Source organism: Xanthobacter albus (assembly GCF_043194895.2).
Lineage (GTDB): Bacteria > Pseudomonadota > Alphaproteobacteria > Rhizobiales > Xanthobacteraceae > Xanthobacter.
Genome location: NZ_CM195532.1, coordinates 4,154,834 through 4,171,940, shown reverse-complemented (window position 1 = coordinate 4,171,940; position 17,107 = coordinate 4,154,834). Strand labels below are relative to the sequence as shown.

The following is a 17,107-nucleotide window of genomic DNA, read 5'->3' as shown; positions in this document are numbered from 1 at the left end:
ATTCATGCGGGTGAGACGGTATTCGGAAGCTGAGATGAGCGCTCTGGATGCACCCGTGCAGATCTATCGTTATATATGTGTGAATATAAAGAAGAGCGCCGGACCTTCCGTTTCGGGAAGGGCGGTGCGCAGGCGGAGGGAGCCGGGCCCCCGCGCGATGGGTTCGCGCGGGGTCATCTGATCAAAGGGCCATGCGGGAGATGCTGCGGAACGCGCTCGGCGTCACGCCGGTATGGTCGCGGAAGAAGCGGGTGAAGTGGGAGGGCGCAGCGAAGCCCAGCCGCTCGCCGATGTCGGAGAGGCTGCCCTCTTCCGCCGTCACCGCCGCCACCGCCGCCTCCACCCGCATCACGTTGAGATAGATGCGCGGCGGCACGTTGGTGGAGGCCTCGAACAGGCGGAAGAAATGGGCGCGCGACAGGCCCGCCTCCTTCGCGAGGGCGGTGGCGTCCACGTCCTCGCCCAGGTTGGCGCGCATGCCCTCGACCACGCGGCGGATGCGCCAGTCCATGCGCCGCTGCGCGTCCAGCGTGCGGATGGAGGAGAAGGAGCGCCAGGGCGTGAAGCGCTCCACCACCGCGATCATGAGATCGGCCAGGAGCGCCTCGTGCGTCTTCGCCGCGTCCGGCCGCGCCATCATCTCTTCGGCGAGATCGTGGGTGAGGCGGAAGATGCGGGGCGAGACCTCGCCGCATGGCTGCTCGAAGAAGCCGGGTATGCCCGAGGCGCCCCATCCGGGCCGGAAGGTCTTCAGCCATTCCGGCTCGATGTAGAGCGCGAGGATCACCGTCTTCGGCTGCTCGGGCTCGTGAACATAGGCATGGGGTTCCCAGCCGTTCACCAGCACGCAGGTGCGGTCGGTGAGGGGGGCGACCCCCTCACCGACCGCGAAGCTGGTGTCCGCGCCTTCCACCTTCAGCAGCACATGGCAGTGGGGGTGGGCATGGCGCACCAGGGGGCGGTCCATGTCGAGCAGGGCCACCCGCCCGAACGCGCCGTGCGCGATCCTCAGGGCATTGGACATTGACGCCTCTCCGCGCTCACGCCCGCGCCTTCCAGGGGATCAGGAACCGCTCCACCTCGTCCAGGATGGCGGAGAAGACGAAGCCGAGCAGCGCGATCACGAGCAGGCCGACATACATGGTGTCAACGGTCAGCACCTGCCATGCGTTCCAGATCATGTAGCCGATGCCGTCGGAGGCGGCCACCATCTCGGAGATGGCGATCAGGATCAGCCCCATGCCCATGGCCAGCTTCACGCCCGCCATGATGGAGGGCAGGGCGCCGGGCAGGGCGATGGTGCGGAACACCTGCCAGCGGTTGGCGCGGAAGTTGTGGCCGACATCCAGGTAGATCTTGTCGATGTTGGAGACGCCCATCACCGTGTTGATGAGGATGGGGTAGAAGGCGCCCAGCGCCACCATCACCACCTTCGACATCTCGCCCAGGCCGAAGATGAGCAGCACCAGCGGCAGGATGGCGCTCTTCGGAATGGGGTAGGTGGCGGAGATCAGCGGGTCGATGGCCGCCCGCAGCGGCTTCGAGATGCCCATGGCGAGGCCCAGGAACAGGGCGGGCACGCCGCCCACCAGCATGCCCAGCAGCAGGCGCCGCAGGCTGGCGAGGAGGTTGCTCCACAATTCGCCCGACGCGATCAGCGCGCCGAAGGTGTGGACGATGCTCGACGGCGGCGGGAAGAAGCGCGCATCGATGATGCCGAGCCGCGCCGCCGCCTCCCACAGGCCCAGCAGCACCAGGGGGGTGAGGAAGCCGATGAAGCGGTCGCCGAGGGGGAAAGCCTTCTTCTGTGCCATCACTTGCCTCCCTCGGCATTCAGGCGGGCGCGCTGCACTTCCTCGCGCAGCTGCTCCCAGATGTGGAATACCAGCTCGCCGTAAGCCGGGTCGTGGCGCAGCTCGATGACGTTGCGCGGGCGGGCGAACGGCACGTCGATGATGGCCTTCTCGCGCCCAGGATTGGCGGTCATGATCATGATGCGGTCGCCCAAGGTCACCGCCTCGTCCACCGAGTGGGTGATGAAGACCACGGTCTTCTTGGTGGCCTCCCAGATGCGCAGCAATTCTTCATGGAGCAGCATCTTGTTCTGCTCATCGAGGGCCGAGAAGGGCTCGTCCATGAGCAGGATCTCGGGGTCGTTGGCGAAGGCGCGCACGATGGAGACGCGCTGGCGCATGCCGCCGGAAAGCTGGTTCGGGTAGCGGTCGCGGAAGCGGTAGAGGCCGATGCGCTCCAGCCACAGCTTCACGCTCTCCTCCACCTCCTTCTCGTGCACGCCGCGCATGCGCAGGCCATAGGCGGCGTTCTCGTACACCGTCATCCAGGGGAACAGGCTGTCGCCCTGGAACACCATGGAGTTTTCCGGCCGGCTCGGGTCGATCCGGTTCAGGGTCATGGTGCCTTCGCTGACGCTCTCAAGGCCCGCGAGCATGCGCAGCAGCGTGGTCTTTCCGCAGCCGGAAGGGCCGACGATGACGAAGAATTGTCCCTGCGGGATGTCGATGTCGATGCCGTCCACGGCGATGAAGCCCGACGAGCCGAAATACTTGCGCACGCCCCGAAGCGAGATCTGCACGGGCACCTGAGCGGGGGCGACGCTCGGTTTCGGGCTCAACATGCTCACGACGGCCATAATCTGGATCCTCCCGGTCCATCTGGAGCCCCGTGGCCGCGGGCGCGGGCCGGGGTCTTCTCGTTTGGGGTTCGGAAAACGGGCGGGCGCCGGGCTGTCGGCGCCCGAGGGTCGCGTCAGTTCTGGGCGGCCTTGTCGGGGCCGAGCACCTTCACGGCGGCGATGGCGAACGAGGGGTCCACCACGTCCTCCACCTTCGCGGGCTTCTCGAGATAACCGTTCTCGGAGAAGAACTTGAGGTCCGCCGCCATGGAGGCGGTGTCCACCTTGCCGTCCGGATCGATGCCGTTGGGGATCATCTTCTTGAACAGGTCGGCGTCTTTCAGGCCGGTGGTGCGCATGATGGTCTTGACGACCTCGTCCGCGCCCTTGCCGTCGAACCTGCCGCCGGCGGTGGCATCGTTGAACACGCGGGCCGACTTCACATAGGCGTTCATGAAACGCTGGGCGACGTCGCGGCGCTTGGCGATGAAATCGCCGCCATAGAGCAGCACCGCCACCTGCTGGTTGGGGTAGCCATCCACCACGAAGCGCACGGCGACATTGTTGTCCACCGCCTGGGTGGCGGAGGGCTCGGTGGTGATGGCGGCGTCGATGGCGCCGGTGGTGAAGGCGGCGATCTGCTGGGGGTAGCCGATGTAGTTGTTGTTCACGTCCTTGTAGGTGAGCCCGGCCGTGCCGAGGATGTGGGCGAGCTTGGCGTTGGTGGCCGCGCCGGGGCCCACCGCGCCCACCTTCAGCCCCTTCAGGTCGGCCACCGTCTTCACCTTGCCGCGGTCCACCAGGTCCTTGCGGACCATCAGGGGCATATAGTCGTAGCCCTTGGGGGTGGAGCCCTTGTCGGCCACCACCTTGATGTCGATGCCGCGGGCGGCGGCATTGTAGAGACCGGCCGAGGAGGCGCCCGCGCCCACGTCGATCTGGCCGGCGCCGAGGGGGGCGATCATCTTCGGGCCGGAATCGAAGGTGACGAGCTCCACCTCAAGTCCCTGCTCCTTGAAGAAGCCTCGCTCCTGGGCGAGGTGGAACACCACGTCGGAGATCACGTTGTTGATCCCCACCCGCACCTTGTCCGCAGCGCTGGCGGGGCCGGCGGCGATGAAGGCTGCCGCGAGCGCGCCGGCGGCGAGGAAACGCCTTCTGGTCGTCATGAGCTGTGGTCCTCCCGGTTTCGCATGTCCGGTGCGTCGTCGCGCCCGGCTTCTGTGATTTCAGAGTGGGGCTTGGCGACCCCGTCGAGCTTCTGGCGCCGTCACGACACCTGTGCCGTCACGATACCTGCGCCACGATGCGCGCGAAGGCGGCGTTGGGGTCCTTCACCAGCACCTCGGAGAGGTTCACCTCCTCCTCGCCCTTCACATGGATGCGGCGGAAGGCCAGGGGATCGTCGGAGAGGGGCGCGGTGGCGTCGAGGCCGAGCTTGGCGCCGATGCCGTCGTCGGTGGAGGGGTCGAGCTTGGAGCCCTGGGCGCCGGAGACCACCACCATGTCGCGGTCCGCCTGGAAGCGGGTGGCGATGGCCCATTCGATCTCGTCGGCGCTGGAAATGTCCACGTCCTTGTCCACCACCACCACCTGCTTCACGTCGTAGTGGCCGCCGAACGCGCCGAGGATGATGTTCTTGGCCTCGCCCTCCCGCGTCTTGTCGATCTTCACCACCAGGTGGTAGCGGCAGGTGCCGCCACGGGTGAGGCGCACGTCGAGCACGTTGGGGAAGGAGCGCTTCAGGTGCTGGAGCAGCGTCGCCTCGCGCGGCACGGCGCCGAGCACCAGATGCTCGAACGAGCCGCCGACGATGGTGTGGAAGATGGGGTGGCGGCGGTGGGTGACGGCATCCACCTCTATCACCTCCCGCGCCGCCCGCGGGCCGTAATACTGCGGGAACTCGCCGAACGGGCCTTCCGGCTCGCGCACCTTGGGCAGGATGCGCCCTTCCACCACGATCTCCGCATGGGCCGGCACGCGCACCGAATTGGTGCGGCACTTCACCATCTCCACCGGGCGGCCGAGCAGCGCCCCGGCGATCTCCATCTCGTCCTCGTCGAGGGCGCAGATGGCCTGGGAAGCGAGCAGCAGCGCCGGATGCACGCCGATGACGATGGCGATGTCCAGCGCCTCCCCCGCCTCTTCCGCCATGCGGTAGTAGGCGAGGGTGTGGCGCGGCAGCAGCAGCACGCCGATGCGGTCCGGCCCGCTGATCTGGCAGCGGTGGATGGAGACGTTCTGCACGCCGGTGACGGGATTGCGGGCGATGAGCAGGCCGGCGGTGATGTAGGGCCCGCTGTCCAGCTCGTTGTGCTTGGGAATGGGGAGCTGCTTCAGCAGGTCCACGTCCGTGTGCACCACTTCCTGCGCGGCGGCGGAGGTCACCTCCACCCAGGGCAGCGGATCGCGCGCAGCCGCCAGGAAGCGGGGCAGCAGCGCCTCCTCGCTCACCTCCAGGGCATCCGCCACCCAGGCGCGCTGGGTGAACAGGTTCACCACCACGGGGATGTCGTGCCCGTCGGGGCGAGGGAACAGCACCGCCTTGTCGCGCTCGGTGCGCTTGGCCACGGCGGCGAGCTCGTCGGCGAGGGCGACGTTCTCGCGCGCCACCGCCAGCTCCCCCCGCGCCGCGAGGGCGGCGAGCCAGGAGCGGAGATCCGCGGGGGTCTGGGCATCGGCGGGACGAAGGCGGGGTTCGCTGGACATGGCTGGCCTCTCGGTCGGCGGACGTGTTGGCTGTGGTGGCACGGGCGGGCGCGCGGCGCTCTGGCGACTCAGGCTCTCGCGATTCATGCCCTTACTTGGCGCAGCGGCGGCGTGCGGCGCTTCAGGTCCGCATCCTCGCCCCAGCGGCGCACCACGCCGAGGTCGATGTCGAACAGGTCGAGCACCCGCCCCACGGTGTGGTCGATCAGGTCGTCGATGCTCTCGGGCTTGGCGTAGAAGGCGGGCACCGGCGGGGCGATGATGGCGCCCATCTCGGAAACGGCGGTCATGGTGCGCAGGTGCCCGGTGTGCAGCGGCGTCTCGCGCGCCATCAGCACCAGGCGGCGGCGCTCCTTCAGCACCACGTCGGCGGCGCGGGTGAGCAGGCCGGTGGTGACGCCCGAGGCGATCTCCGACATGGAGCGCATGGAGCACGGCGCCACCACCATGCCCATGGTGCGGAACGAGCCGGAGGAGATGGCGGCGGCCATGTCGTCCTGGGCGTGGCAGACGGCGGCGAGCGCCTTCACGTCGGCCACCTTCATGTCGCTCTCGTAGGCGAGGGTGATCTCCGCCGTCCGGGACATCACGAGGTGGGTCTCCACCCCCGCGTTGCGCAGGAGCTGGAGCATGCGCACGCCGTACATGACGCCCGAGGCGCCGGAAATGCCGATGATGAGGCGCTTCTGATCCAACATGGCGACATCCTTTCCGCCCACGGGCAGAGCATGTTCGACATCCGGAGCGCGCGAAGGGGTTCGGAGCGCATGGCGCCCGGCCTTTCCCGCCGTCTCCTCCCGTGCCGTGCAGCTTCTGCCGTCCGTTTTTCGGAAGCGGCTGCGTTCCCGGCGCATCGGCACATGTTTCGTGCCGTTGATCGATTCATAGACAAGGGCGATAATCACTTCAAATAATGAATGTTTATCGCGGCGATCATTTATGATGATTGCATGACGCAGCGTGGCGCCGCGGTCGGGGAGGATGGGAGAAGCCCATGGATCTCAAGCAGATGCAGTATTTTCTCTGCCTCGCCGAGGTCGGCAACGTCACCCGCGCGGCGCGCCAGCTCAACATCGTGCAACCGGCGCTGAGCATGCAGATCGCCAAGCTCGAGGCGGAGTTCGGGCAGCGGCTGTTCGACCGCACGGCGCATGGCGTCGCCACCACCGTGGCCGGCGAGGCGCTGGTGCGGCTCCTCACCCCCATCGTGCGCGACGTGGAGCACGCGCGGCAGGAAATGGCCCGGTTCGACGGCCGCGTCTCCGGCCGCGTGGTGGCCGGGCTCATCACCTCGGTGGCGCAGAGCACGCTGGCCAGCTCCTCGGCCCGCGTCGCCGCGCAGTTTCCGGATGTCGCCCTCTCCGCCTGCGAGGGTTACACCGAGACGCTGATGGACTGGGTGACCACCGGCCAGCTCGACCTCGCCATCATCAACGTGCCGAAGCACCGGCGCGGCCTCAACGCCCACCACATCCTGGACGAGGAGATGGTGTTCGCCTGCCGGCATTCCGCGCCCGCCCCGGTGCCGGCGCACCTCACCTTCGCCCACCTCGCGCGGTGCGATCTGGTGATGCCCTCGAAGCGCCATGGCTTGCGGTTGATCCTGGAGGAGCAGGCGGACGCGGCGGGCATCGAGCTCAATCCGCGCATCGAGATCGACACGCTCTCCGCCATCTGCGAGGTGGTGGCCACCACCGATCTCGTCACCGTTCTGCCCACCATCGCGCTGCACCAGTTCCTGGCGGCGGGGCGGGTGCGCGCGCACCATTTCGCCACGCCGCGCCTCACCCGTTCCATCGCGGTGGTGCACCACCCTCGCCGCTCGGTCTCGGCCGCCGCCGATGCCGTGGTGGACGTGATCCGGGACGATCTGGTGGCCGCCGCGTCCTCCGCCGCCCGCCTCGTCCATCCCGCGGGAGAGACGGGCGCGCCGGCGGCGCGGCCCAAGGGGACACGCAAGCGCGCGCCAGCCCGATCATGAACAGTGATCGCAGCGATAATTCCTAATTATTTGCGGTGATGAGCCGCACGGCTCTACCAAGAAAGGCAACAAGAACAGACACGAGGAAACGCGCCATGACGCGCATCTCATCGGGCACGCTGCCGCCGCAGGCGTCGGCGCCCGCAGGCTCTCCGCCGCAGCCGCCGTCCGCCCAGGCGTGGGGGGCGGGCTCCGGCACCAGCGCCGCCGCCCGGCTTCGGCAGCGCATGCCGACGCTGGATCATCTGGAAAATGCCGCGCGCCGCCGCATTCCCCGCTTCGCCTTCGATTTCATGGACGGCGGCACCGGCGCCGACGTGGGCGTGCGGCGCAACCGCGCCGCCCTCGATGCGGTGGAGCTGGTGCCGCGCTATGGCGCGCCCGCGCCCGCGCAGACCGAGGTGGAGCTGTTCGGCACCCGCTATGCGGCACCCATCGGCATCTCGCCGGTGGGGGTGGACGGGCTGGTGTGGCCCGGCGCGACGCGGCTCCTGGCCCGCGCGGCGGCCACGGCGCGCATTCCCTACATCACCGGCACGCTCGCCGGTGCGTCCATCGAGGAGGTGGCGGCGCTGGCCGGGGACTGCACATGGTTCCAGCTCTACGGGCTGCCCCGGCAGGACCACCGCGTCACCTTCGATCTGGTGCGCCGCGCCGAGGCGGCCGGCGCTCGCGCGCTGGTGGCGACGCTGGACGCCCCGGTGCGCTCCAAGCGCCCGCGCGACCTCGCCAACGGCCTCGTCGTGCCCTTCCGCGCCACCGCCCGCACGGTGGCCGACGTCGCCCTCGCATGGCCGTGGGCGCTGGCGCTGCTGAAGGCCGGCACGCCCGCCTTCGCCAACATGATGCCCTATGTGGACGCCCCCGCCACCCTGGCGCGGACCGCCGGCTTCGTGCAGAGCGAGATCAAGGGCACCTTCTCCTGGGAAGCGGTGAAGCGCCTGCGCGACGCCTGGCCCCGTGTCCTGGTGATGAAGGGCATCATGCACCCCGCCGATGCGGAGATGGCGATCTCCATCGGCGTGGACGGCATTCTCGTTTCCAACCACGGCGGCCGGCAGCTCGATGCCGCGCCGGCGGCCATCGACGTGCTGCCGGCCATCGCCGCGGCGGTGGCGGGGCGCGCCACCGTTCTGTTCGACAGCGGCATCCGCTCCGGGCTCGACGTGGCGCGGGCGCTCGCCCTGGGCGCGCATGGCACCTTCTGCGGGCGCGCCTTCCTCATCGGCCTCGCCGGCATCGGCGCGCGCGGGGCGGACCATGTGGCGGATCTCCTCATGGAGGAGCTGCAGGTGGCCATGGGCCAGCTCGGCGCGGCGGACCTTCCCGCCCTCGCGGGCGTGACGCGGCGCCATGGCGGCGCCTTTTCCTTCGGCGCGGCGGAGGTCCGGCCATGAGCGACCCCCTGCTTTCCCCGCCTGGAGATGATGTGCTCGATCGCCTGAAGGCGGTGGTCGGCCCCGCTGGTTTCTTGGAGGCGCCGGCGGATACCGAGCCTTACCGCACCGGCTTCGGCGGCACCTTTCGCGGCGCCGCGCGGCTGGTGCTGCGGCCGGCTTCCACCGTGGAGGCGGCGGCCGTCGTCGCCCTCTGCTGCGAGGCGCGCATTCCCATGGTGCCCCAGGGCGGCAACACCGGGCTCGCGGGCGGCGCCGCGCCCGACGGGTCGGGGGCGGCGGTGGTCATCTGCCTGGATCGCATGCGGCGGGTGCGGGCGGCGGATGCGGACAACGACACCCTCACCGTCGAGGCCGGCGTTACCCTTTCCGAGGTGCAGGCGGCGGCCGCGGGCATCGACCGGCTGTTCCCGCTGTCGCTGGCCTCGGAGGGCTCGTGCCGCATCGGCGGCAACCTCGCCACCAATGCCGGCGGCACGCAGGTGCTGCGCTATGGCAACATGCGCGCGCTTACCCTGGGGCTGGAGGTGGTGCTTCCGGACGGGCGCGTGTGGAACGGCCTGCGCGGCCTGCGCAAGGACAATGCCGGCTATGACATGAAGCAGGTGTTCATCGGCTCGGAAGGCACGCTCGGCCTCATCACCGCCGCGACCCTGCGGCTGTTTCCCCGCCCCCGCGCGGTCGAGACGGCCATGCTGGCGATCGCGGACGCTGGCGCTGCGGTTCGGCTGCTCGGCCGCGCCCGCGGCCTGCTGGGCGAGAGCCTGACCGCCTTCGAGCTGATGCGCGCGCCGAGCCTCATCCACGCCATCGCCGCGGTGCCCGGCCTCGCCTCGCCGTTCGCCGCCGCCCATCCCTGGTACCTGCTGGTGGAAGCGAGCGGGCAGGACAGGGGCGACGGCCTGAAGGCGGCGCTGGAAGCCTTTCTGGAACGGGCGTGCGAGGACGGGCTGGCGGCGGATGCGGTGGTCGCGGCATCCCTTGCCCAGCGCCAGCGGCTGTGGGCCCTGCGCGAAGCCCAGGCGGAGGCGCAGAAGCACGCGGGGCAGGGGGTGAAGCACGACATTTCCGTGCCGGTCTCCGCCATTCCCGCCTTCATCACCCGCGCCGATGCGGCGCTGGCGCAGGCGTTTCCGGGCATCCTGCCCTTCACCTTCGGCCACGTGGGGGATGGCAACCTGCACTACAACCCCGTCATGCCCGCCGGCTGGTCGGCGGACGAGCGCGCGGCCGGGCCGGCGGCCATCACCCGCATCGTCCATGATGTTGTGGCGGACCTCGGCGGCTCCATCAGCGCCGAGCACGGCCTCGGCCAGCTGCGCGTGGCGGAGGCCGAGCACTACAAGGCGCCGGTGGAGCTGGCGATGATGCGGGCGCTGAAGGCGGCGTTCGATCCCCTCGGCCTCATGAACCCCGGCAAGGTCCTGCGGGCGCTGCCGGAGGCCGTGCCATCCCCCGCCCCCGGCGCGCCCGGAGCGGACCCGGCGCGCCATTGACGCCTGCCGGGCGGCTCTGTGCTCCGCGCCGTGCGTGGGGCGCGGGCTTGGCCGGGCGCGCCATCAGGAGCCCGGCCCGTCCGGGCGCGGGCGTGCCATGACGTCGGGGTGTTTCCGCTTTGAGAACCCGGCGGTATCTTGTGCCCGATGACCTGCCCGTCCCGTGGCAGACGGATGCCACGCCATGGCGAAGCGGCGCGCATGCGCTTGTTCGCCATGGCCTTCCACTATCGGCCCCGGTGAAGCTTCGTCCAAGCGCCGCGCGGGTTTAGCCAGAGGTCCGAGAGTGGAGCTCAGGGGCTTTCGGTCGTCCTGATTGCCCTGCGCGGCAGGCGGCGGCACCGATCCGCCGGTCGCGCCGTCGCCCGTCCGTGATGGGGTTTCGCCGTTTCGGCTCAGGCCACCTTCACCACCGCCATCATGCCGGTGGCCATGTGGTAGAGGTGGTGGCAATGCAGGAACCATTCGCCCTTCGGCCCGGCGTCGAAAGCGATGGTCACCGGCATGTGCGGGGGCACCATCACCGTGTCGCGCAGCGCGCCCGAGAATCGCCGCGCGCCGATGCCCACCACCTGGAAATGGTGCCCGTGCAGATGCATGGGGTGGCTCATGGAGGTGGGGTTCATGAAGGTCATCTCCACCCGCTCGCCCTGGCTGACGGCAAACGGCTCCGCCTCGCCATAGGTGCGGCCGTTGATGGTCCAGCGATAGCCGGCCTCTTCGCCGAGCATGATGGGGAAAGCCTTGTCGGCCGCGCGCGGCGCGAGCGGCCTGGCGGCGGCGAGGCGCCCTTCGAAAGTCAGGTCGAGAAGGCCCTGCGGCTGCTCCGCCGCCTCGGCGATGCGGGCGACGGACGCGCCCGCGGTCGCCAGCATGATGCCGGTGCGGCGGGGCGAGGCTTCCACCTGCGCCAGCACCGGGAAGGCGCCGCCGCCCGCCGGAATGTCCGCGAGAAGGTCGATGCGCTGGCCCTGGGCCAGGGGGAATGCCTCCGCCTCCAGCGGGAGGCAGGGCGTGCCGTCCACGGCGACGCAGCGGGGCTTCAGGCCGGGTACGGTGATGAAGAAGGCGGTGGCGGTGCCGCCATTGATGATGCGCAGCCGCACGCGCCCGCCCTTTTCCACCGTGACCACCTCCGGGTCGGCGAGGGTGCGGCGGTTGGCGAGGAAGGCGTCGTAGTCGACATCGTTGGCATGCGCCGTCATGCCTCCCATGCCGCCGCTTGCCCCGCCCCCCGTGCCGTGCGCCATGTGGCCGTCTTGCCCGCCCGGCGCGGCCCCCGTTCCGCCCATGGCGTGGCCCGAATGGTCCATGCCCGGCATCGCCATTCCCGCCATGCCCTGCATCTGCTGGCCCATGCCGTGGCCCCCATGGGCGCCGTGCGCGTTGGCGCCGCCGAGGCTGGCCAGGATCTCCTCCGGGCTGCGGAAGGAGAAATCGTGCAGCATCACCACCACGTCCTGCACGTCGCCCGCATCCGCCTCGCGGGTGACAAGGGGGGCGGCGAGCAATTGCTGCTCGCTCAGGGTGTGGGAGTGCATCCAGTGGGTGCCGGGGGTGAGGAGGAAATCCACATGGTCGCTCGCGCCGGGGGCCAGCTCCCCGCCTTTCGGGCGGGCGCGGTCCTGGTCCGCCGGGGCGAAGATCTGGCCGTGCCAGTGCATGACGGCGGGGGTCTGCGAGGCGTTGAGGACCGCGCCGGAGAGGCGCTCCCCTTCCTTCGCGAAGATGCCCTCGCCGGAGGGCCCCTTCACGGCGAACACCCTGGCGGCCTTGCCTTTCACGTCGAGGGTGACGCTTTCCACAGCGAGGAGCGGGGCGGCGAAGGCGCGGTTCCACCCGCCGGAAAAGGTGAGGGCGCCGGCGGCGGCGCTACCGGCGAGAAAGGCGCGGCGGGAGAGGTGGGGCTGGATCAGCGGTCGGTTCACGGTCGGCCTCCTTGGCCCGCTCCCTGCCGGGGAGGCGAAGCGGGGCGGGATCGGGTTTCCGGGAGCTGCCTCGGTCCTTGGCCTGGGCGGAGGCGCGGGTGCGCACGGGCGAGGATCTCGCCTGCCGCCACCTTCATGCCGAGGGGCTTGAAGCGGCCTCGGAGCGGCGAGGCGGCTGGCACGGTGAGTGCGAGGTCGTGCATCCGCGCGCCCGTCGCCGGGACCGCGTCGGCGCGAGGGCTGGCGCCCGCTTTCCGCCGCTGAGGGAAACCCATGCCTCGACCCGTCCGTTGGCAACTCCGGTACGGGAGCCTGATAACGCTGCAGTTGTCACCGCGCGTATCGCTTCTGTATCAGTTTGTTTCAGGCCGGGAGCCGATCGCCGTCGCAAAGCCTTCGGCGCAGGCTTCGCACCCGCTCCGGCACGGCGTGGATGCGGGCGAGCGAGGCGCGGGGGTGATGGGCTTGGCCAGATGGTCGTCCACCTCTGGTCCAGTCCCACGGTCCATTCACTGCCGCGCGCGGCTAGCACGATGATGGGCATGTGGGAGGGCGGCGGATGTCCCGGCACAGGGCAGGCCCGCGCGTGCCGGGCCGCATGATGTCGGGGATAGCGAGGTTCGCGGGGCCGTGGTCAGGGTTTCCCGTATCCCACGCCCATCCTGCGCGCAGCCGCCTTCAGCTCGTGCGATCTGGCCGGAGGCGGGAGGCCATGCGGCTTCTCCCGCCTCCTTCCCCCGCGCCGCCGCCGCTCGCTATCGGCCCCGGACGAGGTCTTGCCCGGTGCGCACGGTCGCGGCGGCGGAGGGGGTGTTCAGAACACCTGCATCAGGCGCAGCGAGCCGCGGAAATCCTCCGGGAACCCGCCCGAAGTGTTGAAATCGCGCTGCACCGACGCCATGGCCTGGAACGTGGGCGTGATGAACTTGGACAGCTCCAGCCGCACTTGGTCGCGCTCGGTGGCGTTCCCGGTGGCGACGCCGGCCAGATACTCGGTGCCGCCCCAGAACCGCGAATATCCGGCGGCCGCCGACCATGTGGGCGCAAAGGCGTAGGAGAGCCACGCCTGGAACTGATAGGTGTTGTCCTGCGTCAGGGTCAGGTTGCCGCCGCCGGCCTCGGTGTTGGAGCCGTACCAGATGACGTCGCCGGAGAGCTGCAGGGCGAAGCCGTTGCCGAGGCCCTGGTACCACGCGCCTTGCAGGTCCAGCTTCCAGCGGTTCTCACCCATGTTCAGCGCCTGGCTGGAATCGTACTGCCCGAGCGGCACGAACAGGTAGGGGGCGAGGGCAACGTAGCTCTCGCTCGCCTTGTTGTTCACGAGCCAGACCACGCCGGAGAGGATGGGGTCGCCCGCGCCGGCCGCGGAGCCGAGGTCTGCCCCATCGAGGCGTCCGTTGTAGAGCGTGCCGGCCGGCAGCAAGGCCTGCGCCGCCATCCGCACCCCTACGAAATCGAAATAATGCACGTAGCGCAGGATGTTCACGTAGGAATCGAGGTTCGTGTCCCGCGAGATCGTCGTGCCCGAGGCGCTCACATATTCGCTGCGGGTGGCGTATTGGCTGTAGAACAGCAGCAGGTTGGTGCCGGCGGGCGCGGGCAGGTAGTCGGCGGAATTGATGTCGATGGCGTGCGCGGCCTGGGGCCCGGCCAGAAGGCCGAGAATCCCCCAAAGGCGCGCAAGCTTCCGGATGCGGCTCATGTGTCCTCCCGTCATTTGTTTTTTGATTGGTGACCGCGGCGCCGGCCGTCGACCGGCGCCGCGCGGCCGCTTCAGGCGCGCAGGCGCGCGAGCTGGTGCAGCACCGCCTCCGGCTGGGCGCTCTCGGGGATCTCCGCGAAGTAGAACTGGCCGGCGCCGAGGGGCGCGAGCGGCTCCTCGTCCCAAAGCGCGGCGCTGACATCGAGCCCGCTGGCGAGATCCCCGCCCTCGGCCGGCACCGGCGAGATGACGGTGTCGAAGTCCGCCGCCGCGCCATTCGCCGCGCCGCGCAGGGCGACGCCCCAGCGGTAGTGCCGGGCGGTGTTCACCAGCGTCCGGTAGGCGCCGGCATCGCCCGCCGCGCCGCTGGCATCCTCCTCCAGCAGCAGCCCGCCGACGGGATGGCCCGACACCGCCCGCACGAGGTCGGCCATGTACATGGTCGCATCCTCGATCAGGCCGGCGTCGATCTCGATGCCGGTGCGGCCGGCGGCGGCCGCCGCTTCCGTGAGCCAGCGTCGCGGCGCGGGCAGGGCGAGCACCAGCGGCGCCTGCCCCCGCAGGCTCGCCGCCACCGCTTCCACCACCTCGCTCAGCAGCCGGCGCGGGCCTTCCTCCTCCAGCATGCGCTTCAGGGGGAAGGCGGGGCGCTTCTTCGCGCCCATCTCGGCCTTCAGGGCGGGATGGCGCGCGAGCCAGGAGCGGTAGAGGTCGCCCACGTCCACCACCGCCACGTCGGGGCGCAGCAGGCCCTGGGCCTGGTTGAAGAAGGCGAGGTAGCCGGCCGCGCTCTCCCAGGGGTCGCCATCTCCCCCCAGGAGGAGCCGCCGGGCATAGCCCGACGACTTCAGCCATACGCGCAGCCCGCTCGCCCCGGAAGGCCGGGGCAGGGCATCGGCGAGGCAGACGCTCATTGCTTCTCGCCTCCCATCGCGCCCACGGCGGCGAGGCGTGCCTCCAGCTCGGCGATGCGCACGTCCTTCGGGTGCGTCATGTAGTTGGGGCGCGGGGTATCGGCGGCGCGGGTCTTTTCCGGCGAGCCCATGTAGAGCACGGAGACATCGTCGCCCCACGCGCCGAAATACTGGAGATGGGACGGGGGCCTGGGCTTGCTCCAGCCCTTCACGAACTCGGAATAGGGCCTGGAGCGGGCGATGCGCGCCTTGCGCTCGGCGGCGCGGGCCGCCTCGGTCGCGGCGTCATCGATGGCGAGGGTCTCGGGGTCGAACACCACCTTGTAGAGGCGCGCCGCCACCGCCGGGGAGATCAGGCCCTCCTCGATGTCCTTGATGACGCCGCGCGGATCGCGCTCCAGGAGATCGCCATAGCCCGCGCCGGCGCCCTGGGAGATCATGAACAGCTCGCCGCGCTTCGAGATCTCGAAGCCCATGCCCATGTGGTGGGTGGTGTAGCTCGCGCCCTCGAAGGGCCGCTCGTTCATGATCTCCTCGATGGAGTGCTTGAACTTCTCCGGGGTGTTCATGAGCACCTCGTAGACGTCCACGCCCTGCACCTTGGAGAGCGGATAGGTGCCGCACGCATAGCCGCCGAACAGGCCCTGGAGCGGCGGGATCTTGGCGCCCTGGGCGGTGGTCATGAAGCCCCACTGCTCGCTGTCCTTGGTGGCCACCATCATGGTGTAGCCCTGGCCGCCGCGATACTTGCCGGGGGCGATGGCATCACGCGTCATCTTCTTGGACACGAGCTGCAGGAAGGGCACTTCTTCCTCGTTCAGCTCCTGCTCGCCGATGTCGGCCATGGTCGCGAAGATGGGGGCGAGGGCGTGCTCGCCGTCGCGGTCGATGGTGGCGCCGGCGCCCATGCCGTTGAGGTCGGCGCAGAGGTTGCCCAGCGTCTCGCCGTGCTGGGAGACACCACCCCAGATGAAGGTGTTGATCATGTTGAAGGTGGGTGCGTGCACCTTCGTGAACTTCTCCGGGCAGGAGTAGAGGAACTTCGCCACCGCGTGCTGGCCGGCGGTGAAGCCCGTGAAGATGGACATCAGCGACTGGGAGTTGGGCGCGTCATAGGAGCAGTTGACGATGGAGTGCGGGTCGGTGATGACCTCGATGGGCGCGAACGCCGCCTGGCCGCGCGGCAGATCCGGCCACACGTAGCACAGGAACACCTGGGCCAGCATGCCCTTGAGGCCGGCGACGATGGTATTGGTGGCGCGGTTGGTGAATTCCGGAGAAGAGCCGCGGAAATCGAAGATCAGCCGGTCGCCGGTCTTGGTGAGCTTACAGTTGATCTTGACCACGCAGTTCTCGCGCAGGGTCGAGTCCTGGATGATATAGGTGCGCACCGTCATGTCCGGCCATTCGGAAACGCGGCGCTTCACCTCGGCGCGCACGTTCTCCATGGTCAGGCGCAGGGTGGAGACGAGGGCCTCGGGGCCATCGGTGTTCAGCGTCTCCTCGAGGCGCTGCTTGATGCGCAGGCAGGCGAAGAGCTTCACCTTCATGTCTTCATACTGCAGCTTCGGCTCGCGCACCGAATTCTGCAGGAAGGTGAGGATGTCGCGCTTGATCTGGTAGTTCTCGACCACCTTGAAGGGCGACATCTTCAGGCCCTCGTCGGAGGGGCTCTCCGCCATGGAGGGCATGCCGCCCGGCTCGATGGCGCCGTTCTCGCCCTCGTGCACGGTGGAGGCCACCCAGCACACCAGCCTGCCCTCGTGGAAGATGGGCAGGATCATGGACTGGTCGGTGTTGTGCACGTTGCCGTAGCGGCTGTCGTTGTGGATGAAGCCGTCGCCCTCGCGCACGCCCACGGTGGGGTCGTTCATCCAGTTCTTGATGATGAACTTGATGGGGTGGTGCACCAGCGCCGAGAAGATCAGCACGCCGCCGGCCGAGGCAATGGCAAGATCGCCGGATGCCGAATACACGCCGGTGATGACGTCGCCCCACTTGGCGCCGGGCGCGGCGCCCATCTGCTCCACCATCTCATAGCCTTCGTCGCAGCCGGACTGGATGCGGTCGCGGATCTTGGCGATGATGTGGCTGTCGGCCACCTTGGCGATGGCCTCGTCCTCCTGCGCGCTGCGCGGCATGAGGTCGTGGTTCTGCATGATCTCGGGATCGGGGCCGAGGAACAGGGTGGTGTCGTTCAGGAACTTCTGGACGAGGGCCACGTCCTCGGCGCTGGGCAGCTTGCCGCGGCCGGTGTTGCTCATGTCGTTCATGGGGTGTCCTCCCGGACTGTCTTCGCGGATTGTTTCGCGATGGGCGCTTGCCCCCCGCCGTGGCGGGGGGCCGGG

Annotated in this window: 13 protein-coding genes; 3 read left to right on the top strand and 10 right to left on the bottom strand. The window is 69.5% G+C overall.

What is annotated here, in order from left to right:
* Positions 1 to 181: 181 nt before the first annotated feature.
* The 6 genes from V5F75_RS18595 to V5F75_RS18570 form a co-directional block, all read right to left on the bottom strand.
* Positions 182 to 1,024 carry a helix-turn-helix transcriptional regulator gene (locus V5F75_RS18595; protein WP_394035468.1) on the bottom strand — a complete coding sequence of 281 codons (843 nt, stop codon included), beginning with the start codon at positions 1,022 to 1,024 and terminating at the stop codon, positions 182 to 184.
* Positions 1,025 to 1,040: 16 nt separating this feature from the next.
* On the bottom strand, positions 1,041 to 1,814 hold the full coding sequence (locus V5F75_RS18590) for an ABC transporter permease (protein ID WP_394035466.1): 774 nt from the start codon (positions 1,812 to 1,814) through the stop codon (positions 1,041 to 1,043).
* Positions 1,814 to 2,650 (bottom strand): ABC transporter ATP-binding protein, encoded by an 837-nt coding sequence (locus V5F75_RS18585; RefSeq protein WP_394035464.1) that lies wholly within the window; start codon positions 2,648 to 2,650, stop codon positions 1,814 to 1,816. Before V5F75_RS18585 ends, V5F75_RS18590 begins: the two co-directional genes overlap by 1 nt.
* A 116-nt stretch (positions 2,651 to 2,766) precedes the next feature.
* Entirely contained in the window at positions 2,767 to 3,801 is a 1,035-nt protein-coding gene (locus tag V5F75_RS18580) for an ABC transporter substrate-binding protein (RefSeq protein WP_394035462.1), read from the bottom strand.
* 118 nt (positions 3,802 to 3,919) lie between these two features.
* Positions 3,920 to 5,341: a UbiD family decarboxylase gene (locus V5F75_RS18575; RefSeq protein ID WP_394035460.1), complete on the bottom strand. Its 1,422-nt coding sequence runs from the start codon at positions 5,339 to 5,341 to the stop codon at positions 3,920 to 3,922.
* A gap of 83 nt (positions 5,342 to 5,424) precedes the next feature.
* Positions 5,425 to 6,039 (bottom strand): UbiX family flavin prenyltransferase, encoded by a 615-nt coding sequence (locus V5F75_RS18570; RefSeq protein WP_394035458.1) that lies wholly within the window; start codon positions 6,037 to 6,039, stop codon positions 5,425 to 5,427.
* A 296-nt stretch (positions 6,040 to 6,335) separates the two neighbouring features.
* Between V5F75_RS18570 and V5F75_RS18565 the strand changes: the two genes are divergently transcribed.
* The 3 genes from V5F75_RS18565 to V5F75_RS18555 all read left to right on the top strand — a co-directional run bounded on the left by V5F75_RS18565 (position 6,336) and on the right by V5F75_RS18555 (position 10,215).
* Positions 6,336 to 7,322 (top strand): LysR family transcriptional regulator, encoded by a 987-nt coding sequence (locus tag V5F75_RS18565; RefSeq protein WP_394035456.1) that lies wholly within the window; start codon positions 6,336 to 6,338, stop codon positions 7,320 to 7,322.
* Between the two features lie 95 nt (positions 7,323 to 7,417).
* A complete protein-coding gene (locus V5F75_RS18560; protein ID WP_394035454.1) occupies positions 7,418 to 8,719 on the top strand; it encodes an alpha-hydroxy acid oxidase in 1,302 nt (433 codons plus the stop codon).
* Entirely contained in the window at positions 8,716 to 10,215 is a 1,500-nt protein-coding gene (locus V5F75_RS18555; protein ID WP_394035452.1) for an FAD-binding oxidoreductase, read from the top strand. Before V5F75_RS18560 ends, V5F75_RS18555 begins: the two co-directional genes overlap by 4 nt.
* 395 nt (positions 10,216 to 10,610) lie before the next feature.
* On the opposite strand, the gene V5F75_RS18550 is transcribed toward V5F75_RS18555, so the two are convergent.
* From V5F75_RS18550 to V5F75_RS18535, 4 genes are all read right to left on the bottom strand, one after another.
* A complete protein-coding gene (locus V5F75_RS18550; protein ID WP_394035450.1) occupies positions 10,611 to 12,143 on the bottom strand; it encodes a multicopper oxidase family protein in 1,533 nt (510 codons plus the stop codon).
* Positions 12,144 to 12,957: 814 nt separating this feature from the next.
* A complete protein-coding gene (locus tag V5F75_RS18545) occupies positions 12,958 to 13,845 on the bottom strand; it encodes a transporter (RefSeq protein ID WP_394035448.1) in 888 nt (295 codons plus the stop codon).
* Positions 13,846 to 13,916: 71 nt separating this feature from the next.
* Positions 13,917 to 14,759, bottom strand: coding sequence for a hypothetical protein (locus V5F75_RS18540; RefSeq protein WP_394035446.1), 843 nt, complete (start codon positions 14,757 to 14,759; stop codon positions 13,917 to 13,919).
* Entirely contained in the window at positions 14,756 to 17,032 is a 2,277-nt protein-coding gene (locus tag V5F75_RS18535) for a hydantoinase B/oxoprolinase family protein (protein ID WP_394035444.1), read from the bottom strand. Before V5F75_RS18535 ends, V5F75_RS18540 begins: the two co-directional genes overlap by 4 nt.
* Positions 17,033 to 17,107 lie beyond the last annotated feature (75 nt).